The organism is Chryseobacterium sp. Leaf201, from assembly GCF_001421435.1.
Classification (GTDB): Bacteria; Bacteroidota; Bacteroidia; order Flavobacteriales; family Weeksellaceae; genus Chryseobacterium.
Genome location: NZ_LMKA01000089.1, coordinates 1 through 22,097, shown reverse-complemented (window position 1 = coordinate 22,097; position 22,097 = coordinate 1). Strand labels below are relative to the sequence as shown.

Here is a 22,097-nt window from a genome sequence, read left to right as displayed (position 1 = left end):
TAAACTGAATTGATATAACATGCAGGATCTGATTGAAAACACAGTAGAATTTGTAAAGAAAAAACTGGAAGGTGCCGAAGCCGGACATGACTGGTATCATATTGAAAGGGTATGGAAGCTTTCAAAAAAGATTGCCGTAACAGAACCCTGTAACCTTGAGGTAGTCGAACTGTCCGCCCTTCTTCATGATATTGCCGATCCCAAATTCCATAACGGGGATGAAACACTGGCACTGCACGTTTCCCGGGAGTTTCTGGAAAGCCGGAATGCTTCTGAAGACATCATTGAACAGGTCTTGTTTATCATCAGGAATATTTCATTCAAGAACAGGGGAGAGGCTCCTGAAAATTTACCGGTAGAACTGAAAATTGTTCAGGATGCCGACCGGATTGATGCGATCGGGGCCATCGGTATCGCCAGGACATTTAATTTCGGAGGCTTTAAAAATAACCTGATGTATGACCCACATATTGAGCCTAAACTGAATATGTCCAAAGAAGAATACAAGAAATCCAACGGGACAACGATCAACCATTTTTATGAAAAGCTGCTGCTGTTAAAAGACCTGATGAATACGGAGAAAGGAAAGCAGATTGCCGGCGAGCGGCATGATTTCATGCTGAAATTCCTTGATGAGTTTTACAAAGAATGGAATGTTGACTGACATAACGCTGAAAACCTTTTAAAATAAGTATCTTTGCAGCATGGTATTCACTGTTCTGATTATCTTCTGGGCCTTAATTTTTTCTCTGTTTTTATCCAAGATAAAAAAGGGAAAAGCTGCTGAATGGGCAAAATTGTTCCGCATTGTTACTGTTATTTTTTCAATTTCCATTTTTACCTATTGGTTTGTTAAGAAAAGTGCGGTCGGTATTGTGGAAGATTCAGTTGCTCTGCAGGTTATCAACAAGCTTCCGCAGCCGCTGGATTTTTATGTGGTGACTCTAAACGATTCTGAAACAGGCAAGATCATTGAAACCAAACATATCGGTAAAGTACGTCCCGAATACTACAGAATAGAATACCTTAAAATGGACAGGTCTGATGAATACTGGATTGTAGGGTATCTGGGTAAGAAAAACCTGGTGTATTTCTCACAACATGCGCTCCCGAATAAGAATATTGACCAGATTATTGAAATCCAGAACTATATTAACCAGAGTGTAAAGCTTTCTGACTTAGCCAAGAAGCAGGTGGAGGCCTACAATTATGAAAATATAAAAGTCGGGATCTGGATTACCCTGGATTTTCTCCTGCTGTTTCTGAATCTCGTCCTTTTGGTAAGGAAAAAGAAATAGAATTCCGGAATCCTTACAGCCTGTTTAAATTTATTCCACAAAATAATTCCTCCGCAGATTTTATGTGTATTTATTTATCTCTGATAGACCTAAGATCAGTAGAGAATAGGTGTGAAATTTTCTCCCGGAAATAAAGAAGTAATCCTTAAAACAAAGTTCCCGTGCTTTCCGTTGCCATTTTCGGAATCTGAAGATGGGTTTTCCATTTTTTATTGAGTTCCTGTATAAAGTGAGCGAAGAGAAGCGGTGAATCAGCTTCAATATCCTGATGGATGAAAAAAGCAACATTCCGGAGGCCCTGTTCTTTCCATTCCGTCAGGCGCTCAGCCCATTCGTCAAGCCTCCGGTAATCGGTTTCCGTATTGGTGGCAACATAACGGATGAAAATATCAGGCGTGGTCAGCCGCATGTGGAGCACATCCCTTCTGCCGGCGGTATCCACAATAATATTGGTGATCTGATGCTGTCTGAAAAGCCGGCAGGTGCTATTGAACCTGTCTTCATCCGTAAACCATTCCATGTTTCTGAGTTCGATGGCCAACGGTATTTCTTCCGGCCATTCCCTGACAAATTTTTCCAGCCTTGCATAATCCTGAGGTTTGAAATTGTCATGAAGCTGAAGGAAAGCCATGCCTAACTTCTCTTCAAAATTCATGATGGACGTGGCAAACTGGGTTACCGGATCTGTAACATCAATCAGTCTTCTGAAATGCGAAACGGTATTGGGAATTTTCGGGAAAAATTTAAAATGTGCCGGTGTTTTCTCTTTCCAGGTTAAAATCTGTGCCGGTGCCGGCATTCCGTAAAATGTGGCATTCAGCTCAATAGAATTGAACTGGGTGGCATAATAGGAGAGTTCATCCTTGGTGCCTTTCGGATAAAAGGCCTTCAGATCGGTCTTGCTCCATTTTGCGCACCCGATTGAGACATTGCCCAGTCCGACTGTATTCCGGCTCAGCGCATCCTTTGTATCAGGGTGGTCTTTGGGTAATGTAAAATCAATATGGGAAGCGTCTTCCAGTTTTCCGAATTTCATATCTGAAGTCTTTTAACAAATATAAAACAAAAACCACAGAAATTTCTTTAGCCTGCCTTAATATCTTCGCAGCACATCCAATCAGTCATCAGCCTCAAGCTCAAACATATCTTCTACTTTCTTGTTGAAATACTTTGCTGTTTTCAGCGCCAGAACCGTAGACGGTACATATTTTCCTGCCTCCATCGCATTGATCGTCTGCCTCGAAACACCGATTGCTTTAGCCAGGTCTTCCTGGGTTATATTTTTTACCGCTCTTTCAATTTTAATGGTATTCTTCATTTCTTCAGCAATAAATAATTAAACCTGAATACATACAATACCAAGGGCAGAAACATGATCAGGATCATCACGGTAAAAAAGGCGGTTCCGAAAACCGTTAAAAATAAGATCAGAATGACAGAGTAGGTCACCAGCAGGCTCCAGAAAACGGATTTCAGCCGTAAGCTTGAAATATATTCATCTTCAATCTTTTCTTTGGAACAGCCGATCAGTATGCCGCCGATAATGATCAGTATTCCGAACAAATTAGGCAGTACAGCTATTTCGGTGTTTACAAAAAATCCTGATTCCTCCTGGCTTAAAGGAAACCCTGACTTGTAGAGAACGGGTAAAGAAACTTCCGGGATACTGATAAAACCGGTAAGTGTCAATACACCCAATACCAGTGACGGAAGAAAAATAAGCCAGCCTGTTTTTTTGAAACGGTTGGGAAGAAGTGGTAAGGCTTTCATATGATTAATTTTTAATCAATCAAATGTAATAAATATTTTACAAAATGTAAAGTTTATTTTACATTTTATTTGAAATAAAAACCACAGCATTATTTACTGTGGTTTAATATGTAATTATAAATGTTTATCATTAAGCTTCACATGCAGAGCACGTCACAAAGTTTACCATCATCTCTTTGGAAACGGATGAGCTTCTCTGGTAATAAAGAGTCTTCACTCCTTTTTTCCATGCTTCAATATAAAGATAGTTGACATCTTTTACAGGCATTGTGGAAGGAATCTGAAGGTTCAGCGACTGTGCCTGATCGATATACTGCTGTCTCTGGGCAGCCTGGGAAATAATTTCCATCGGGGAAATCTCCCTGAATGTTTTGAATACTGCTTTCTCTTCGTCAGATAATTCGTTCAGGTGCTGTACGGAACCGTGGTTCAGCATGATCGTCCTCCAGGTCTCTTCGTTGTCAAGGCCTTTTTCCCCAAGCAGTTTCGCCAGGTATTTGTTTTTACGCATGAAGTTTCCTTTGGCAAGTCCGGCTTTGTAGTAATTGGATGCAAACGGCTCAATTCCCGGTGAAGTCTGTCCTAAAATGGCGGAGCTTGAAGTGGTAGGGGCAATTGCCATTACCGTTGTGTTTCTCATTCCGTATCCTTTCAGCAATTCCGGCTCCCCGTAAATGTTAGCCAGTTCTTTTGATGCAATATCCGCCTGGGTTCTGATGTGTTTAAACGCCCTTGCATTAAACTGCGTTGCCTCAAAACTTTCAAAAGGAATCATGTTTTTCTGCAGGTAAGAGTGGTAACCCAAAACGCCCAAGCCTAACGCTCTGTGACGCAGAGCAAAATCTCTCGCTCCCTGAAGGTAATAGTTTCCTTCCGTTTTTTCGATGAATTCAGACAACACAGCATCAAGGAAATAAATAGCCAGCTGCACTGCGTTGGTATCTTTCCACTCGTCGTACAGTTCTAAGTTCATAGAGGACAGACAGCAGATGAAAGACTCCTGTCTTGTGGACGGAAGCATAATTTCAGAACAAAGGTTACTTGCATTAATGGTTAATCCAAGATCTTTATACACCTGAGGTTTGTTCCTGTTCACATTATCGGTAAAGAAAATGTAAGGAAGGCCCTTTTGCTGGCGGCTTTCCAGAACCCTTGCCCAGATTTTACGTTTGTCGGCATCACCGTCAATCATATCCTGCATCCAGTAATCCGGTACACAGATTCCGGTAAACAGGTTCTGAATCGGGCTTCCGATATCTTTAATGGATAAAAATTCTTCAATATCACCGTGGTCAACATCCAGATAGGCGGCAAAAGCACCTCTTCTTACGCCACCCTGGGAAACAACATCCATGGAAGTGTCAAACAGTTTCATAAAAGAAACCGCACCTGAAGATTTTCCGTTATCGGTTACGGCAGTCCCTCTGTTACGAAGTTCCCCGAAATATCCTGAAGTTCCGCCCCCGATTTTCGTCTGCATGATCACCTCACCCATTTTGTGGGTAATGCCTTCAATGCTGTCCGGAATATGGACGTTGAAACAAGAGATCGGAAGACCTCTCTGCGTTCCCATATTCGCCCAGACCGGAGAAGAAAAACTGATCCATCCTTTCATGATCATTTCCTTGAAAGCAGGCTGAAGCTCAGGTTTGTATAATTTTTTTGCCGCTGCAGTGGTGATTCTGTCAATGGCGCCGTCTACAGTTTCCCCTTTCAGCAGGTACCCTCTGTTCAGCATTTGCTCAGATTCTTCGTTGAGCCACCATATGTTGTTATTCTGTTCGTCCATAGATTTTATATTGTAAAATGTACCGGGTACATCGTTTTATTATTTTTTAGGAGCAGAAAATTTTGTCTTTCTCCTCACTGGTCTGCCTGCTTTCCGCTATATCTTTTTTTGGTGCCTTTGGTTTTGCCAGTCACTCAAAAAAAGGATGCCGCTGCAATCAGAGCTAAGATGACATTTTGTTTTCCTTACTTCTTACCAACCCTGACGGGTTTCAAAAACCCGTTAGGGTTTTCTATTGCCCAATTATTTTGAGGCACAAAGCAATCTCAAGTTAACACTTCGAAAGGCTTAGTATGACCTGTCTAATACTGACTGTTTTGTCCGCTCGCTTCGCTCGCGCCCCGACTTGAGTGGAGCTCTTTTTGTTATTGCGATTCACAAAGAATTCAATTGATGCTTCACAGTGTTCGCAATATCAAAAAAGCGGGAACGGAAGGCGGAAAAAGGCGCCCAATAAATAATGATGCAGTTAACTTAAAACAGATCGTTCGCTGTAATACTCTTGTCATGCTTTGTATAGTCCACCGGTCTTTTGGCAAAGAAATCATCCATAGAGTTGGCAAAAACCTCCTCTTCGAACCATTTCATCGGGCTGTACTGTTCTGCCGTGATGTTATAGCGTTTTTCCATGTTGATCTTATCCAGGCTTTCATCAACCCGGTATTTCATGAAGTTGATTAAATCCTGTTTAGAGAATTTATCCAGTTCGCCAAGCTCAAAAATCCAGTCAAGAATTTCACCTTCCAGTTCGATAGACTGATCTACCAGGGTGTAAATATCCTCAATATCAGAATCAGTGAGAAGATCCGGCTGCTCTTCACGGATTTTATTGATTAAATAAATCCCGCCGTTGGCGTGAATCTGCTCATCAATAGAAGTCCAGGCGATAATATTGGAAACATTTTTCATGAAACCTTTAAATCGGGTGAATGATAAAATAATGGCAAACTGCGAAAACAGTGACACGTTTTCAATCAGGATGCTGAAGAGAAGCAAAGACGAAACATACTCTTTCGGCGTGGCAGAATTGGCATGTTTCAGCACATTGGATAGAAACTGAATTCTCTTTTTCAGGGCAGGAACTTCCACCACGTGCAGGAATTCTTCATTGTAACCCAACACTTCAAGCAGCCTTGAATAAGCCTCCGAATGACGGAATTCACACTCTGCAAAAGTGGCTCCCAAACCGTTCAGTTCAGGTTTCGGAAGATGATTGTAAAGATTTCCCCAAAATGACTTTACCGAAACTTCAATCTGGGCAATGGCCAAAAGCGCATTTTTTACCGCATTTTTTTCGTGCGGCTCCAGCTGCGACTGAAAATCCTGAACATCGGCAGTAAAATCCACTTCCGAATGTACCCAGAATGATTTGTTGATGGCTTCTGTAAACTGAAGAACTTCAGGATACTCGAATGGCTTATAACTTACTCTTTTGTCAAAAATTCCCATATTTAGAAGGTCTTAAATTAAATTACTGCATCAGATTGAATATGCTTAATGGATATTCAACAGATTGATTTTTTGTTAATTAGGGGTAAGGATCACTACCCTGAAATGCTCTGTATCTTTCCATAAGATACAGGTACAAAGTTAGTCAACAGGAACTGTATTTGAAAGGGGGAAACACTAAATGACTGAATTTTAACCTTAAAAGTTTTCCACATTTACATGAAAACCGCTTAGGTATTGACTTACACAGGATTGTTGTGAAAAAATATACATTATCAGCACATCGGAATTAAACAATTTTTCGTAATCTCCTGTTAATAAGCGGAAATAGCGTTAAACATTAATTCCGCTAAAGAAAATTTTATTGTTGTAACAAATCCGGAATATCTTCTACTTATTAGGCATAAACATCATACATCCATCATTAATGCTAATAATTCAGGATCTACATAAATCGTACGACACGGGAAAAAGCAAGCTTCATGTGCTGAAGGGAATTAATCTGAATATTTCCGAAGGCGAGTTTGTTTCGATCATGGGGAGTTCCGGTTCCGGAAAATCTACCCTGCTTAATATTATTGGGATTCTTGATGAGAAAGATACCGGTACCTATGAACTGGATAACGTTCCGATTGAACACTTATCCGAAGTGAAAGCAGCGGAGTACAGAAGTAAGTTTTTAGGCTTTATTTTCCAGTCTTTTAATCTCATCGGGTATAAAACGGCACTGGATAATGTGGCGCTTCCATTATATTACCAGAATGTACCCAGAAAGGAACGTGAAAGGAAAGCAATGGAGTACCTTGAAAAAGTAGGTCTGGCACAGTGGGCGACCCATTTGCCGAATGAACTTTCGGGCGGGCAGAAACAGAGAGTAGCCATTGCAAGGGCACTGATCACGGATCCGAAGGTGGTGCTTGCCGATGAGCCTACCGGAGCCCTGGATTCCAAGACGACCCATGATATCATGAAGCTTCTTCAGGATATCAACAATGAAGGAAAAACCATTATCGTGGTTACCCATGAACCCGACGTTGCTGCACAGACCAAAAGAAATGTGATCCTCCGCGACGGGGTTATTGAAAGTGATGCGTTTATCAAGCAGATTGTGTTGTAGCAGTAAGCTTGAGGTTTCAGAACTTGATTAAAGAACTTTATGGTTAAAATTCTGTTCTTTACTGTTCTTCTGAAAGCAAAATACATTGTAATAAATTAAATTAAAAAAATAGCGGCAGGACCGGAGATTTCCATCACCCGTCTTCCCGCTTCAAACTTAAAAAATATGTTCGACCTAGATCGTTGGCAGGAAATATTCAGCTCCATCCGCAGCAATGTATTGCGGACGGTGCTTTCCGGTTTTACCGTAGCGTTGGGATTATTTATCTTCATCGTGCTTTTCGGGATCGGTACGGGATTGCAGAATGCGTTTACGCAGGGGTTTGCACGGGATGCCCAGAACCTGATTTCCATTTTTACCGGTAAGACAACGGTAGCCTACAACGGCCTGCAGTCTGACCGTGTGGTTACCATGAATAACGACGATTATGATTTCCTGGTTAATGTAGATAAAGAAAAAGTAGGAAATTCCACGGCAAGATATACCTCTAACCTGTTGGTAAAATACGGCAAGGAAAGCGGAAATTACCAGATCAACGGGGCCAATATGGATGAGCAGTATATCGAGAACCGTAAAATTCTTGAAGGCCGATACCTTTCGCCGAACGACATGGCGAACAAACAGAATGTTGCCGTTATCGGGAGGATGGTGCAGAGGGATTTAATCAAGAACGGAAGCCCGGTAGGAAAAGAACTGAATATCAACGGAACCATGTTCAAAGTAATCGGGGTGTTCTCTGATGACGGCGGAGACTGGGACGAAAGGCATATCACGGTTCCTATTTCTACACTGCAGCAGATGAAAAAAGGATCTGATACGGTGAGCACGGTATACATTGCCTATGATGAAAAGCTGGATCCGCAGCAGGCCATCAAGTACGGGGATGAACTGAAGGAAAGACTGAAATCAAGAAAAAATGTGTCTCCTGATGATGAAAACGGCGTAAGGATCTGGAATAATGCCCAGAATATGAACGAGACTTTTATGTTTATGGCGGTTCTTACGGCTATTGTTGGGTTTATCGGAATGGGGACTTTGTTGGCAGGAATCATCGGGATCAGCAATATCATGGTGTATATCGTAAAGGAGCGGACCAAAGAAATAGGCGTAAGAAAAGCGATCGGGGCCAAACCACGGAGCATTGTCGCGCTGATTGTCCAGGAAAGTGTAGTGATTACCGTTGTCTCAGGATTTATAGGCGTAGGACTGGGCGTGCTGGCTTTACATTTAATCGGCGACAGCCTTGAAGAATATTTCATTAAAAGCCCGAGTGTAGGCTGGGGAACCATCTTCACGGCATTTATCGCACTGGTACTTTCCGGGTTAATTGCCGGATTCGTCCCGGCGTACAGAGCGTCAAAAATTAAACCGATTGAAGCATTGAGAACAGAATAATTTTGATCTTAAAATCATTCATCATTTATAATTAAATAAAAGTGAACATATTACTGAAAAAAGATACCTGGCAGGAAATTTATTATTCTCTTAAAAATAATAAGCTCCGGACATTCCTCACCATGATCGGTGTGGGCTGGGGTATGTTTTTATATGTTGTTCTGCTGGGTTCTGCAAAAGGAATGGAAAACGGTTTCGATAAACTGTTTTCAGGCTTTGCCACCAACTCCATTTTCCTTTGGGCACAGAATACCTCCATTCCGTACGAAGGTTTCCCTAAAGGCAGGCAGGTGCATCTTCATCTTTCCGATATTGATATGCTGAAGAGGAAAATCCCCAGCATCGATTATATTTCCCCTCAGAATTCAAGAGGGAGCTTTACGGGGACACCGGGGGAAGCCATGTCCAGAAACGGTAAAAACGGGACGTATTCATTAACCGGGGATTATCCGGTAGGTAATAAAATTTCAGAGAAAAAACTTATTTTCGGGCGGTACATCAACGATGCGGATGTTTCAGGAAACAAAAATGTAGCGGTCATAGGCGAAGAGATTTATAAAAACTTTTTCGATGCCAAAAAAAATGAAAATCCGCTGGGCAAACCGGTCAATATCAAAGGGATCTTCTTCAATGTAGTCGGGGTATTCAGGGTAAAAAAAGGCGGTGGTTTTGAAAATGACCAGACGGTATTCATTCCGCTTTCCACCTATACCAAAATGTACAATGCCGCAGACCAGATTGATATGTTCGCGATTGTGAGCAAGCCCAATGCCAGCGTCAATTCGGTGGAAGAAAGTGTAAAGCTTGAGTTAAAAGCCAAAAATAAAGTGTCTCCTGAAGATACCAATGCCTTCGGGAGTTTCAACCTGGGGAAAGAGTTTAAAAAACTGACGGGATTTTTAACCGGTATGCAGCTTCTTACGATTATCGTGGGAACCCTGACCATTCTTGCGGGAGTCATCGCTATTTCCAATATCCTGCTGATTACCGTAAAAGAACGGACAAAAGAAATCGGGATCAGAAGAGCCCTGGGTGCCAAACCTTCGGAAGTACGGAACCAGATCCTGCTGGAGAGTGTGGTGATCACGCTTTCGTCCGGGCTGCTCGGGTTTATGTTCGGGATCTTTGTGCTGATGATTTTAAATATGGTGACGCAGGGACAGGATTCCTTTCCGTTTTACAATCCTACCGTCAACTATGGGAACGTTTTTGCAGCCATGGCGGTGATGGTGGTCTTAGGACTGATTATCGGGATGATTCCGGCGCAGAGGGCCGTGAAGATAAGGCCGATTGAGGCGTTGAGAACGGAGTAATTTACGAGTTGTAAGTTATGAGTTATGAGTTATGAGTTGCGGGTGATGGGTTTGTAATGCATCATTTTTAAATAATTAAATTTTTATATCACTTAAATAAAAAATAAACTATACATATGAAAAAGAAATTCACTTGGAAAAAAGCCGTTTATATTGTCTTAGGGCTTTTATTTGCGGTGGCCTTATTCTCCGGGATCGGATATCTTGTAAAATCCAATTCCAAAGAGAGCGAAGCTTTCCTTACGCGTAACCCGACCATCCAGAATATGGAAGACAAGGTAATGGCAACAGGGAAGATTGTTCCGAAAGAAGAAATTGAAATCAAACCGAACATAGCAGGCATCATTGATAAAATCCTGGTGGAAGAAGGAGATCGCGTAGATGCGGGGCAGCTCATTGCCACCGTAAGGATTGTCCCGAACCTTGCCGATGTAAACAATTCCCAGCAAAACGTTCAGAATGCCCAGCTGCAGATCAGCAATGCCAAAATGAATGTTGAAAACATGCGCAAGCAGTTTGAAATGCAGGACAGGCTGTTCAAGCAGGGCGTTATTTCCAGACAGGAATACCTGAACGCCCAGCAGCAGCTATTTGCCCAGCAGCAGGCGCTCAGGAATGCAAACCAACAGCTGATAACGGCACGGAAAGCATTACAGATTGCTAAAACCGGGGCCATCCCTGAACTGCAGGGCCTTGCTACCACGCAGATCCGTTCCAAAGCATCCGGAACCGTACTGGAAGTGCCTGTAAAAGTAGGAAGCCAGGTAATTGAAGCCAATTCCTTCAATGCCGGAACCACCATCTGCTCTATTGCAGATCTTAATTCTCTGATTTTCCAGGGGGAAATTGATGAGGCACAGGCAGGAAAGCTGAAGCAGGGGATGGATATGAATATTGTGATCGGAGCCCTTCAGAACAAAACATTTCCGGGAAGGCTGACCATGATTGCGCCGAAAGGAAAAGACAACAACGGAACCATCAAATTCCCGGTGGAAGGCGATGTGCACAACCCGAACAATGAATACATCAGGGCGGGCTTCTCTGCCAACGGTGAAATTGTGTTAAGCTCAAAGAAAAATGCATTGCTGCTGGATGAATCCCTGGTTCAGTACGAAAAGAAAAACGGCAAAGATGTTCCGTTTGTAGAAGTAAAACAGAAAGACGGCAAGTTTAAAAAACAATATATAAAACTGGGAGCCAGCGACGGCATCAACGTTCAGGTACTTCCGGGATCGCCGATCAATAAAAATTCCGAGATCAAAGTCTGGAACCCTTCAGATAAAGATAAAGAAGAGCTGAAAGACAAATCCAAGAAATAATAAACTGTATTATACGCTGTAAGCGGAAGCCCCGGGAGTTTTTCTCAGGGCTTTTTTCTTATCCGTACATTTTATTTTTTAATGGGAGCTGTTTCCCGCTTTCCGCTGCAATCTTTTTTTTCAAAAAAGGATTTTTACTGCAATCGGGGCTAGGGTTTTTGCCATAATTTTATTACTGATCTGAACATCTCGTGCAATATCTTGAATAAACCCATTAAAAGTCAACGACTGATAGCCTACCGCTTCACCCAATTCATTCTGCCACATTTTCTGGCTTACCGTTGATTGGGATTTCTTTAAAATTCCGGAATCATCTGTTTGGAAACCGTATTCCTTTTTACCGTGCTTTAAATATAGAGATTGTTATTGCGATCATATTGCATTGGTGTTGTTTGATTTAATTTTGTATTAATAATAGGGTTATACCTCAATCATACACACCTATTCAAACAGTAAGAAACAGCTATTATGAAAAATAAAGTTGATGTCATTATCATAGGAGGAAGCTATACAGGATTGTCTGCAGCCATGTCTTTAGGAAGGTCATTAAGGAATGTTTTAGTGATAGACGGCGGAAAATCCTGCAACCGGCAGACTCCGCATTCACATAATTTTATCACCCATGACGGCAGGGCGCCGGGAGAAATTTCCAGCCTTGCCAGAGAACAGGTCCTGAAATACAATACTGTAAAGTTTATTGAAGGAACGGTGATAAAAGCTTCTGAAATTACCGGAGGCTTTGAAATTATAACTGAAAACAATGAAAAGTTCTATGCCAAAAAGCTGATTCTGGCTTCCGGTGTAAAAGATATCATGCCCGATATTGAAGGGTTTTCAGAATGCTGGGGAATATCTGTTATTCATTGTCCATACTGCCATGGCTACGAAGTGAAAAATAAAACAACCGGAATTCTTTCCAATGGAGACCCGGCCTTTGAATTCTCAAAGATTGTTTTCAATTTAACCAAAGACCTTACTTTATTTACCCATGGAGCATCAACTTTAACACAGGAACAGTCCGACCGGTTCAGCCGGAATAACATCCGTATAACAGAAGATGAAATAGAAAAAATCATCCATGAAAAAGGACAGATTCAAAAATTGGTATTCAAAAATGGAAAAGAAGTTCCTTTGGATGCTCTGTATGCAAAAATATCTTTTGAACAGAATATCAACACTGAAGACCTGGGCCTTGAGCTTACGGAACATGGCTTTATTAAGATCGATCATTTCCATAAAACAAATATTGACGGGGTTTTTGCCTGCGGGGACAACGTCACGTTAATGCGGTCCGTTGCCAATGCCGTTTCGCAGGGAAATGTGACAGGAGCACTCGTAAACAGGGAACTTTGTGAAGAAGATTTTAATTGAGGTAAATATTCTTATGGTAAACTTTTTATTAGGATTTTCAAGATCCTGGCAAGGCTTCCGGCGCGGTTGAAGAAATTAACCGGCAATTCTGAATTGCCGGAGATCAGATTTAAATTATGGTGAACCGTTCATCAGTGAACCCGTATTATTAAAGAATCCTGAAGAATCGGATCAGCTTTAAATTCAAAAATCATATTTGGCAATGTCGGAATCTCGGTGAAAATTTCGTACTTTTGGAGTGAAAAATTTCAAAAACTAAAAGTAAAATGGATATTATTTTCGACCTGATTGAAAAAGAAAGACAAAGACAAACCCATGGAATTGAAATGATTGCATCAGAAAATTTTGTTTCTGAAAATGTAATGAAAGCTGTGGGAAGTGTACTGACCAATAAATATGCGGAAGGATATCCCGGAAAAAGATATTACGGAGGATGTGAGGTAGTAGATGAGGTTGAAACTTTGGCCATTAACAGGGCAAAAGAACTTTTCGGAGTGAATTATGCTAATGTGCAGCCCCATTCCGGTTCTCAGGCGAATGCAGCCATTTATCTGGCAGTTTTGAAGCCGGGGGATAAAATCATGGGAATGGATCTTTCCATGGGAGGCCACCTTACCCACGGTTCGGCTGTGAACTTCTCCGGGATCCAGTATGATGTGGTATCTTACGGGGTTCAGCAGGAATCAGGTCTTATCGATTATGACCAGATGAGAGAAGTGGCACTTAGAGAAAGACCGAAAATGCTGATTGCAGGATTCTCAGCCTATTCAAGAGATCTGGATTATGCAAAGTTCAGAGAAGTTGCCGATGAGATAGGCGCAACGCTTTGGGCAGATATTGCACATCCTGCCGGCCTGGTAGCAAAAGGTTTGCTTAATAATCCGTTTGAGCATTGTCATCTGGTAACAACAACCACTCATAAAACCTTAAGAGGTCCTAGAGGAGGAATGATCATGATGGGGAAAGATTTCGAAAATACATACGGACATAAAACACCGAAAGGAGAGACTAAAATGATGAGCCAGGTTCTGGACAGCGCTGTTTTCCCTGGAATTCAGGGTGGTCCGCTGGAGCATGTGATCGCCGGTAAAGCAGTAGCCTTTGGTGAAGCGCTGGATATTCAGTTTGAAACCTATGCGAAGCAGGTTCAGTCTAATGCCAAAGCACTGGCCAAAGCAATGATCGACAGAGGATTTGATATCGTAAGCGGCGGAACAGATAATCACCTGATGCTTGTTGACCTTAGAAATAAAGGGGTAAACGGTAAAGAAACCGAAAAAGCACTGGTGCTTGCCGATATTACGTGTAACAAAAACATGGTTCCTTTTGATGACAAGTCACCGTTCACCACTTCGGGGATCAGATTGGGGACTGCAGCCATTACAACGAGAGGACTTAAAGAAAATGACATGGATACCATTGCAGAATTAATTTCTGAAGTGGTAGACAACATTAAAAATGAAGAAGCCATAACTTCTGTACGGAAGAAAGTAAACGAACTGATGGAAGGGAAAGCCTTATTCAACTATTAACATTTGTCTGAATCAGAAAATATAGAGAATGGGCATTTTTGCTCATTCTTTTTTTATCAATATGGAAAAGAAATCCTATACTTTTGATGAAATAAAGCTTAAGCTGGTGAACTATTGTGTCTATCAGGACCGGTGTCATGCAGAAGTGGAGCAGAAGATGAGAGAATTCCTGCTGATTGATGAAGCGAAAGAAGAGATTATGCTCTATCTTTTAAGGGAGAATTACTTAAATGAAGAACGGTTCACCCGAAGCTATATAAGAGGTAAATTCTATATCAAGCATTGGGGGAAAACAAAGATTAAACTGAATCTTAAGCAAAAGCAGGTTCCCGAAAAACTGATTAACAAATGCTTCGATGAAATTGATGAAGGCGATTATGAAAAAACCATCCGGAAAATCTACGAAGACTATTATTCAAAACAAAACGGACTGAAAGAATACCAGCGGAAATCAAAGACCGTAAAATATCTGATGAGCCGCGGTTTTGAATATGAGAAAATAAATGATATTTTAGAATAAATACCTATCTCAGTTTAAACTCTTATCACAATAAATATTTTACTGTAATTTATTTTGTGGTATGCTTTTTGATCATATGTATGCCTTCTGTTTAGTCAGTGTATAAATGCAGCACTGAAACAAATTTATTTTTTAAATTCAGGGTATAGATGAAATTTTATTTTAATTTTGCATGAATATCTCAGATCATCTTTGAATAAGATGCTGGATTATACCTTGATTATATGAACTCAAATAAAGACAATGTACAATTCTTTTAGAAAAAAGCTTTTTGGAGGAGATAATATTGTCAGTCTCTCGGATGTCCGATATCTTCCCAGGTGGATAATACTCATAATTGATATAATTATTCTGATAGTATCCCTGTTTCTTTCCAAGTACATCATTGAAAAAATTACCCAGCAGGAATTTATCTATCATGAAGATAAGACCAATGTTTTTGCCTGCATCATCGCAATGAATGTCTTGTTCATGTATATTTTTAAGACATATGCAGGAATTATAAGGCATTCTACCTTTATAGATCTTTTCAAGTTATTGGTTTCCTGTTTCTGCACCATGTTTATGGTAGGAACCATCAATATGATTTACTTTTGGATGACAGGTAGCAAGTTTATTCTTACACCCTATCTGATTCTTTATTTTATCATTTCGTTTATGGGATTATTTCTTTTCAGATTATATGTGAAGGAGTTTTTTCATATTGTGAGAGAGTATAGGAGAAGTACATTGAAAAAAAGAATTCTGGTACTGGGTATTGATGAGCAATCTATTGCCATAGCAGGAGCTATTCTTGATAATCCAAGTTTGCCTTATCATGTGGTAGGATTTCTTACCCAAAGGACAGACTCCAAAAGGGCGTCTCTTCTTGGAAAGCCAATTTTATCTAAAGATAAGATAGAGCGCAATACTAAAGAACAACTTCTGATTGATGGGATCATCATCATCAAAGAGATGATGTCTAAAGACGAAATGAATTCCTGGGTCAATCTGTTTCTGGAAAAGGACCTTAATATCTTTAAGGCACCCTCAGTACAGAAATTACGGGACAGTGATCTGGGAGGATCTATCAGGAATCTTCAGATTGAAGACCTCCTTAACAGGAAGCCTATAAAAATTGAAAACGAAGAAGTAAAGAGTAGGCATTTCAACAAAAGTATTTTAGTTACCGGAGGAGCCGGTTCTATTGGCAGCGAAATTGTAAGGCAGGTAGCACAATTTAACCCTTCCTTAATCGTTGTGTTGGATCAGGCAGAAACACCGCTGTATGATTTTGAACTTGAAATGAGAAGCAGATTTCCCCATATAGCCTTTAAATTTGTACTGGCAGATGTATCCAACAGGCACCGGATAGAACCTTTATTTAAGTCCTATCAGTTCTCTATGGTTTATCATGCGGCTGCCTATAAGCATGTTCCGCTGGTGGAAGAAAATCCGCATGAGGGCGTATTGGTAAATATATTAGGATCGAAAATCATATCCACTCTTTCCAGTAAATATAAAGTCAATAGGTTTGTAATGGTCTCTACGGATAAAGCGGTAAATCCTACCAATGTAATGGGGGCTTCAAAAAGAGCGGCAGAATTATTTGTGCAGTCGTTACAAAATGTAGAAGGTAATACAACGAAGTTTATCACCACAAGATTCGGAAATGTATTAGGATCAAACGGATCTGTTATCCCTCATTTTAAAAAACAGATAGAAGCCGGCGGACCGGTTACCATTACCCACCCCGATATCGTGCGGTATTTTATGACAATCCCAGAAGCCTGTGAGCTGGTATTGCATGCAGGAACAATGGGACATGGCAGTGAAATTTTTGTTTTTGATATGGGCGAACCCGTAAAAATATTAGACCTGGCAAGAAGAATGATTAAATTATCAGGATTTGAGCCTAATATTGACATTAAAATTATTTACACGGGATTACGTCCCGGAGAAAAACTTTATGAGGAGCTTCTGAGTGATGATGCTAAAACAATGCCCACCCATAACGATAAGATTATGATTTCTAAAGATCCAACTATGAATTTTCATGAAATTGAATCTCTGGTAAACTCCATTATTAAGGCATCTTTAAGAAGAGATAAAGTAGAAGTGGTAAAGATTCTGAAAGTCATTGTTCCGGAATTCAAAAGTAATAATTCAGTTTATGAGATACTGGACAAGTAGTAATATAAATGTATATTTGTACAATTTTTAAATTTATGAAGGGTAAAGTTTTAATTATATTCAGTGCTTTAACTTTGGTTTCCTGCAGAGTTAATCAAAAGTCTCAGAACGATTTAAATTATATGCAGAATATTGAACAGACAGCTGTTGAAAATTCTTTAAAAAACTCCAAATCTACTATTCAGTCCGGAGATCAGTTGGTTATTCTTATAACCGCAAAAGATATGGATGTAGTTAAACCGTTTAATCAGAACTACTCTTCATCAGAAATAGTTCAGACCAATGCCACAGCTGGAGGGAATATGCCCAATCAGGGAGCTGCCAATGTTTCCGGGCCCACGTATATAGTAGATTCAGAAGGGAATATTGATTTTCCCACGTTAGGTGTTATCAGTACTAAAGGCAAAACATTAGTGGAACTAAAAGATGAGCTGAGAGAAAAAATACAGAAATTTGTTATTAATCCCACAATAAATGTCCGGCTCGCCAATTTTAAAATTACTGTTTTGGGTGAAGTTAACAGGCAGGGAGATTATACGATTTCAAATGGGCAGGGAACCATACTGAATGCGCTGGGAATGGCAGGTGATCTTACGATGTATGGTAAAAGGGAAGATGTATTGGTCATCCGTACAGAAAACGGATTTGTTTCACATGGAAAGGTAAACTTAATGGATGCAGGTCTCATCAATTCGCCATACTACCACCTCAAACAGGGAGATGCTATTATAGTATCTGCTAACAATACAAAAGATATACAGGCTAAGCAAAACCCTAATACAGGGCTATACCTTACTGCAGCATCTATTGCAATAACAGCAGCTGCTGTTATAGTTTCTTTAATAAGAAAATAATAATATTAATGCTTGTACCAAATTTTAAACTAATAATAACAATAAAAAAAGAATGAAGCTTTATAAAATAGCAATTATTGGTCAAGGATACGTAGGTCTTCCCTTAGCACTTGAATTTGCAAATCACTATCCTGTACTGGGTTTTGATATTAATTCGGAACGGGTTCAGCAGCTTAATGAAGGCTTTGATCTTACGAGAGAAGCGGACCATAAGATGCTTGCCGATAATCTTAAAATTTATGAAACATCAGAAGGGCAGAAGGGCTATAAGGCAACAGATGATCTTACTGAAATATCAGATTCTAACATATTTATTGTTACAGTACCCACTCCTATAGATCAATATAATGCTCCGGATCTAAAACCTCTGCTCTCTGCATCTAAAATGCTTGGGGGTGTTATAAAAAAAGGAGATATTATTATTTACGAATCTACTGTATTTCCCGGATGTACTGAAGAAGAATGTGTTCCTGTTCTGGAAAAGTATTCTGGATTGGTTTATAACAAAGATTTCTATGTGGGATACTCACCGGAAAGAATAAATCCCGGAGATAAGATCAATACGCTTACATCTGTAATGAAAGTAACTTCAGGCTCAACAGAAGAAATTGCTGAAGAAATTGACAAATTATACAGAAAGATAATTACAGCGGGTACTTATAAAGCTTCAAGTATTAAAGTTGCAGAAGCTTCTAAAGCCATTGAAAATGCCCAGCGGGATGTTAATATTTCTTTTGTAAATGAACTGGCTTTAATTTTTGACAGAATAGGTATTGATACGAATGACGTTCTTGAAGCTGCAGGAACAAAATATAATTTCTTAAAATATAAGCCCGGTCTGGTTGGAGGCCACTGTATTTCCGTTGATCCATATTATTTAGCACATAAAGCGGAACAGCTCGGGTATCACCCGGATGTTATTTTGTCAGGCCGAAGAGTAAATGATTCTATAGCGAAATTTATTGCATCAAAGGTTGTAAAACTACTTATTGCCAAAGGAGGAGTTATAAAAGATTCTGAAGCGCTTATTTTAGGCGTAACATTTAAAGAGAACTGCCCTGATGTAAGAAATACAAAAGTTATTGATATATATAATGAACTTAAAGAATACGGAATTAATGTAGATATATATGATCCTTGGGCTAACAAAACGGAAGTGGAGCATGAATATAAAGTAAGTATTCTTGAAAACCTTGAGCAGGATAAAAAATATGATTCAATAATCATAGCTGTTTCTCATCAGGAATTTCTTGAGATGGATATTAGTGCGTTAAAGACTGCCAATGCCATTGTTTTTGATACAAAAGCCTGTATGGATAGAAAGCTGGTGGATGCAAGATTATAATTAATAATTTTATATTGTTGTAATGCAGGATTTTTTGGAATTAAAATAAAACTAAAGTTAAATAATGGATAACCCGATTATTGAAGGATCAGAAAAAGAAATTAATATTCAGGAAATAATTAAGCCCTATGTAAGAAACTGGATTTGGTTTATTATTGTCCCTATCATATGCCTTGTTATAACTTACTTCTACTTAAAGTTTGTTACACCTATATATAATATTCAATCATCTGTTCTTATTAAAGATGCTCAAAAGGTTCCTTCTGTGAATAGTGAATTGGGTGTTTTACAAGACTTATCTGGTTTTGGAGGAATGGCTACAAACAGTATTGATAATGAAATAGAAATTTTCAAGTCTAAAAAACTTATGTACGAGGTTGTAAAGCAGAATAATTTACAGACTTCTATATATGCAAAATCCAGCTTAAATGATAATGAACTTTATAAAGATACATCACCTATAATTATTCAGGTTGTTAATGAAAAGGAGTATACAAATAAAGTAAAGCCCGTGAACATTAAAATTTCTGGTCAGAATATTGTTTTAACAAGCGAAAATTTTCCGGAAATTAAAGCACAATTAAATAGAACAGTCAGCCTGCCTTTTGCTAATTTATTGATTATTAAAAACCCGAGATATAATAAATTTAAGGCCGGAGATGTTAGTAACATGTATTTTACCTATTCTACTTTAGAAGGTACTGTTAATTATTTACAGGAAATATTAAGTGTAAGTTTAATTAATAAAGAGTCAACGGTTATAAATTTATCATTAAATTATCCAAATGTAAATAAAGCTAAGGATGTTCTAAATACTTTAGTGGAAGTGTATAATAATGATGCCATCAGTGATAAGAATTCGGAATCTAAGAAAACCAAAGATTTTATTGATGATAGGATTAATCTTATATCAAGAGAACTAGGTCAGGTTGAGAATGAAAAAGAAAACTTCAAATCAAGTAATCAAATTACGGATTTATCAACAGAAGCTAAAATAAGTCTTGAAACATCAGCAGAAGCCCGAGCAAAACAAATCGAATTGGAATCTCAACTAGAGCTTACCAATGCTTTAGTTGATTTTATGGGAAGGCAGAACAATACTCAGGTATTACCTTCCAATATTGGATTAAACAATACAACTGCCACAACTAATATAACAGCCTATAATCAGCTTGTTTTAGAAAGAAACAGATTGCTTGAAAATGCTACTCCCCAAAACCCTGTAGTAATTGATCTTAATAAGCAAATATCTTCTTTAAGAGGCTCCGTTATGGAAAGTCTCCTTAAAAACAGGACAGGGCTACAATTAGCTAAAAATCAGTATCAGAATGAACAGAATATAATAAGTTCAAAAATTACCAAAATTCCTGCACAGGAAAAATTGTTCAGAAGTATTGAGAGACAGCAACAGATAAAAGAAAATTTATATTTGCTTTTATTACAAAAAAGAGAAGAAACGGCCATCTCCCTGGCAGTTACAGCGAATAAAGCCAGAATTATAGATTATGCTTATGCATCACCTGGTCCCGTAGCTCCTAAAAAAGTATTCTTCCTGGCGGGTGCACTTGTATTTGGACTTCTTTTACCTGTGGCTTTTGTTTACCTTAAAGAAATACTTAATAATAAAATAAAAAGTAAACATGATCTGGAAAAACTTTCTCATGCTTCTATATTAGGCGAATTACCCAGCGTTTTAAAAGGGGAATCTGATATTGTGATGGTGAATGATCTTTCACCAATGGCAGAGGCCTTCCGTATTTTAATTACCAATATGAACTTTTTGTTATCTAAGAAGGAGAAGGGAAAAGTTGTTTTTGTTACTTCCACGGTTAAAGGCGAAGGGAAAACTTTTGTCTCTGTAAATTTGGCTTTAACATTAGCAACACCTAATAAGAAAGTAATTATTATAGGTTCAGATATAAGAAATCCTCAACTTCAGCGATACAATACATCAAGAAGAGGTTTAGTTGGTTTGACAGAGTATTTATATTCAGATCAAACAAAATTGGAAGATATAATCCATGTTACGTCATTTAATCCACATTGTGATGTGATTTATTCAGGCATGATTCCGCCAAACCCAACAGATTTACTGAGTAATGGAAGATATGAATTACTATTAGATAATTTAAAAACAAATTATGATTATATTATCATAGATACTGCTCCTCTGTTATTAGTTACGGATACATTCTTGTTTGCAGATTTAGCTGATGCTACATTATACGTTACAAGATCCAGATATACTGAGAAATCTCTTATTGAATTTGCTAATAATAATATCGATAGTCAAAAAATTAAAAATGTAGGCTTTGTACTTAATGATGTAGATAAAAACCATTATGGATATGGTAACAAATATGGCTATGGGTATTCTGCTAAAGAAAAAAGCTGGCTGGAAAAAATTAAGGACAGATTGTAATGCCGAAGAATTAGTAAAGTAATACCTTCCGGAAGATAAAGATTAGCCAGTAGTTTTTTTAATAGTGATGATAGAGAAAGCTGGAAATTACATTCTACAATTTGTGAAACAGTACCGTATGTAACGGCTAATATCTATTTACAATCATCACATTCAATCACTTTCTACTGCTAACCATTTTTTGAAAACAATTTATTTCAACGTGTTTAATAAGAATAAAGTATCAGAGGTTACTTATTATCCTAAAGGATTAAGAACAATATAGAAAGGTTCAAATTATTGGATGTAACTTTATGTTAGGTAAATTGAGAGTAATCGGTACAGGGATATAATAAAATTGCTGGACTATTAGATAATGTTACAAGAGTACTTATTAATATTTATCAGTAAATTTTCAACTTCCCATAATATAACTCAAATTAAAATAATTT

General features: G+C 38.9%; 18 protein-coding genes. 13 read left to right on the top strand and 5 right to left on the bottom strand.

The window, feature by feature from the left end; genetic code table 11:
• Positions 1-19: 19 nt before the first annotated feature.
• Together ASE55_RS13450 and ASE55_RS13445 are read left to right on the top strand one after the other, a co-directional pair.
• Entirely contained in the window at positions 20-664 is a 645-nt protein-coding gene (locus ASE55_RS13450) for an HD domain-containing protein (RefSeq protein WP_056220591.1), read from the top strand.
• A 40-nt stretch (positions 665-704) separates the two neighbouring features.
• Positions 705-1,298 carry a hypothetical protein gene (locus ASE55_RS13445; protein ID WP_082474548.1) on the top strand — a complete coding sequence of 198 codons (594 nt, stop codon included), beginning with the start codon at positions 705-707 and terminating at the stop codon, positions 1,296-1,298.
• Positions 1,299-1,443: 145 nt separating this feature from the next.
• On the opposite strand, the gene ASE55_RS13440 is transcribed toward ASE55_RS13445, so the two are convergent.
• The 5 genes from ASE55_RS13440 to ASE55_RS13420 all read right to left on the bottom strand — a co-directional run bounded on the left by ASE55_RS13440 (position 1,444) and on the right by ASE55_RS13420 (position 6,306).
• Complete coding sequence (locus tag ASE55_RS13440) at positions 1,444-2,334, bottom strand: DUF72 domain-containing protein (RefSeq protein ID WP_056220588.1); 891 nt, start codon at positions 2,332-2,334, stop codon at positions 1,444-1,446.
• Between the two features lie 81 nt (positions 2,335-2,415).
• Positions 2,416-2,616 (bottom strand): helix-turn-helix transcriptional regulator, encoded by a 201-nt coding sequence (locus ASE55_RS13435; RefSeq protein ID WP_056220584.1) that lies wholly within the window; start codon positions 2,614-2,616, stop codon positions 2,416-2,418.
• Positions 2,613-3,068: a hypothetical protein gene (locus ASE55_RS13430; protein ID WP_056220580.1), complete on the bottom strand. Its 456-nt coding sequence runs from the start codon at positions 3,066-3,068 to the stop codon at positions 2,613-2,615. Before ASE55_RS13430 ends, ASE55_RS13435 begins: the two co-directional genes overlap by 4 nt.
• A gap of 130 nt (positions 3,069-3,198) precedes the next feature.
• Positions 3,199-4,857, bottom strand: a complete 1,659-nt coding sequence (locus ASE55_RS13425; RefSeq protein ID WP_056220577.1) for a ribonucleoside-diphosphate reductase subunit alpha — start codon at positions 4,855-4,857, stop codon at positions 3,199-3,201.
• Between the two features lie 474 nt (positions 4,858-5,331).
• The gene (locus tag ASE55_RS13420; RefSeq protein WP_056220574.1) at positions 5,332-6,306 is read right to left on the bottom strand and encodes a ribonucleotide-diphosphate reductase subunit beta; all 975 of its coding nucleotides are present in this window, start codon (positions 6,304-6,306) and stop codon (positions 5,332-5,334) included.
• Between the two features lie 427 nt (positions 6,307-6,733).
• On the opposite strand from ASE55_RS13420, the gene ASE55_RS13415 reads away from it, so the two are divergent.
• The 11 genes from ASE55_RS13415 to ASE55_RS13365 all read left to right on the top strand — a co-directional run bounded on the left by ASE55_RS13415 (position 6,734) and on the right by ASE55_RS13365 (position 21,666).
• Complete coding sequence (locus ASE55_RS13415; RefSeq protein ID WP_056220571.1) at positions 6,734-7,423, top strand: ABC transporter ATP-binding protein; 690 nt, start codon at positions 6,734-6,736, stop codon at positions 7,421-7,423.
• A 165-nt stretch (positions 7,424-7,588) separates the two neighbouring features.
• Positions 7,589-8,818 (top strand): ABC transporter permease, encoded by a 1,230-nt coding sequence (locus ASE55_RS13410; protein ID WP_056220568.1) that lies wholly within the window; start codon positions 7,589-7,591, stop codon positions 8,816-8,818.
• 41 nt (positions 8,819-8,859) lie between these two features.
• Positions 8,860-10,131, top strand: a complete 1,272-nt coding sequence (locus ASE55_RS13405; RefSeq protein ID WP_056220565.1) for an ABC transporter permease — start codon at positions 8,860-8,862, stop codon at positions 10,129-10,131.
• Positions 10,132-10,247: 116 nt separating this feature from the next.
• The gene (locus tag ASE55_RS13400) at positions 10,248-11,450 is read left to right on the top strand and encodes an efflux RND transporter periplasmic adaptor subunit (RefSeq protein WP_056220562.1); all 1,203 of its coding nucleotides are present in this window, start codon (positions 10,248-10,250) and stop codon (positions 11,448-11,450) included.
• Between the two features lie 468 nt (positions 11,451-11,918).
• Positions 11,919-12,821, top strand: coding sequence for an NAD(P)/FAD-dependent oxidoreductase (locus ASE55_RS13395; protein WP_056220559.1), 903 nt, complete (start codon positions 11,919-11,921; stop codon positions 12,819-12,821).
• A gap of 266 nt (positions 12,822-13,087) precedes the next feature.
• Positions 13,088-14,353: a serine hydroxymethyltransferase gene (gene glyA / locus ASE55_RS13390; RefSeq protein WP_056220556.1), complete on the top strand. Its 1,266-nt coding sequence runs from the start codon at positions 13,088-13,090 to the stop codon at positions 14,351-14,353.
• 55 nt (positions 14,354-14,408) lie between these two features.
• Positions 14,409-14,873, top strand: coding sequence for a regulatory protein RecX (locus tag ASE55_RS13385; protein ID WP_410493028.1), 465 nt, complete (start codon positions 14,409-14,411; stop codon positions 14,871-14,873).
• 243 nt (positions 14,874-15,116) lie between these two features.
• On the top strand, positions 15,117-17,045 hold the full coding sequence (locus tag ASE55_RS13380) for a polysaccharide biosynthesis protein (protein WP_056220553.1): 1,929 nt from the start codon (positions 15,117-15,119) through the stop codon (positions 17,043-17,045).
• 122 nt (positions 17,046-17,167) lie between these two features.
• Positions 17,168-17,899, top strand: a complete 732-nt coding sequence (locus ASE55_RS13375) for a polysaccharide biosynthesis/export family protein (RefSeq protein ID WP_238585054.1) — start codon at positions 17,168-17,170, stop codon at positions 17,897-17,899.
• Positions 17,900-17,951: 52 nt separating this feature from the next.
• The gene (locus ASE55_RS13370; RefSeq protein ID WP_056220547.1) at positions 17,952-19,244 is read left to right on the top strand and encodes a nucleotide sugar dehydrogenase; all 1,293 of its coding nucleotides are present in this window, start codon (positions 17,952-17,954) and stop codon (positions 19,242-19,244) included.
• Between the two features lie 64 nt (positions 19,245-19,308).
• Positions 19,309-21,666 carry a GumC family protein gene (locus ASE55_RS13365; protein ID WP_056220544.1) on the top strand — a complete coding sequence of 786 codons (2,358 nt, stop codon included), beginning with the start codon at positions 19,309-19,311 and terminating at the stop codon, positions 21,664-21,666.
• Positions 21,667-22,097: the final 431 nt, after the last annotated feature.

What these genes read in the sequence shown, in the direction of transcription:
- ASE55_RS13450 (WP_056220591.1), top strand. Translation starts at nt 20, where the DNA reads ATGCAGGATCTGATTGAAAACACAGTAGAATTTGTAAAGAAAAAACTG.
- ASE55_RS13445 (WP_082474548.1), top strand. Translation starts at nt 705, where the DNA reads ATGGTATTCACTGTTCTGATTATCTTCTGGGCCTTAATTTTTTCTCTG.
- ASE55_RS13440 (WP_056220588.1), bottom strand. Translation starts at nt 2,334, where the DNA reads ATGAAATTCGGAAAACTGGAAGACGCTTCCCATATTGATTTTACATTA.
- ASE55_RS13435 (WP_056220584.1), bottom strand. Translation starts at nt 2,616, where the DNA reads ATGAAGAATACCATTAAAATTGAAAGAGCGGTAAAAAATATAACCCAG.
- ASE55_RS13430 (WP_056220580.1), bottom strand. Translation starts at nt 3,068, where the DNA reads ATGAAAGCCTTACCACTTCTTCCCAACCGTTTCAAAAAAACAGGCTGG.
- ASE55_RS13425 (WP_056220577.1), bottom strand. Translation starts at nt 4,857, where the DNA reads ATGGACGAACAGAATAACAACATATGGTGGCTCAACGAAGAATCTGAG.
- ASE55_RS13420 (WP_056220574.1), bottom strand. Translation starts at nt 6,306, where the DNA reads ATGGGAATTTTTGACAAAAGAGTAAGTTATAAGCCATTCGAGTATCCT.
- ASE55_RS13415 (WP_056220571.1), top strand. Translation starts at nt 6,734, where the DNA reads ATGCTAATAATTCAGGATCTACATAAATCGTACGACACGGGAAAAAGC.
- ASE55_RS13410 (WP_056220568.1), top strand. Translation starts at nt 7,589, where the DNA reads ATGTTCGACCTAGATCGTTGGCAGGAAATATTCAGCTCCATCCGCAGC.
- ASE55_RS13400 (WP_056220562.1), top strand. Translation starts at nt 10,248, where the DNA reads ATGAAAAAGAAATTCACTTGGAAAAAAGCCGTTTATATTGTCTTAGGG.
- ASE55_RS13395 (WP_056220559.1), top strand. Translation starts at nt 11,919, where the DNA reads ATGAAAAATAAAGTTGATGTCATTATCATAGGAGGAAGCTATACAGGA.
- glyA (WP_056220556.1), top strand. Translation starts at nt 13,088, where the DNA reads ATGGATATTATTTTCGACCTGATTGAAAAAGAAAGACAAAGACAAACC.
- ASE55_RS13380 (WP_056220553.1), top strand. Translation starts at nt 15,117, where the DNA reads ATGTACAATTCTTTTAGAAAAAAGCTTTTTGGAGGAGATAATATTGTC.
- ASE55_RS13375 (WP_238585054.1), top strand. Translation starts at nt 17,168, where the DNA reads ATGCAGAATATTGAACAGACAGCTGTTGAAAATTCTTTAAAAAACTCC.
- ASE55_RS13370 (WP_056220547.1), top strand. Translation starts at nt 17,952, where the DNA reads ATGAAGCTTTATAAAATAGCAATTATTGGTCAAGGATACGTAGGTCTT.
- ASE55_RS13365 (WP_056220544.1), top strand. Translation starts at nt 19,309, where the DNA reads ATGGATAACCCGATTATTGAAGGATCAGAAAAAGAAATTAATATTCAG.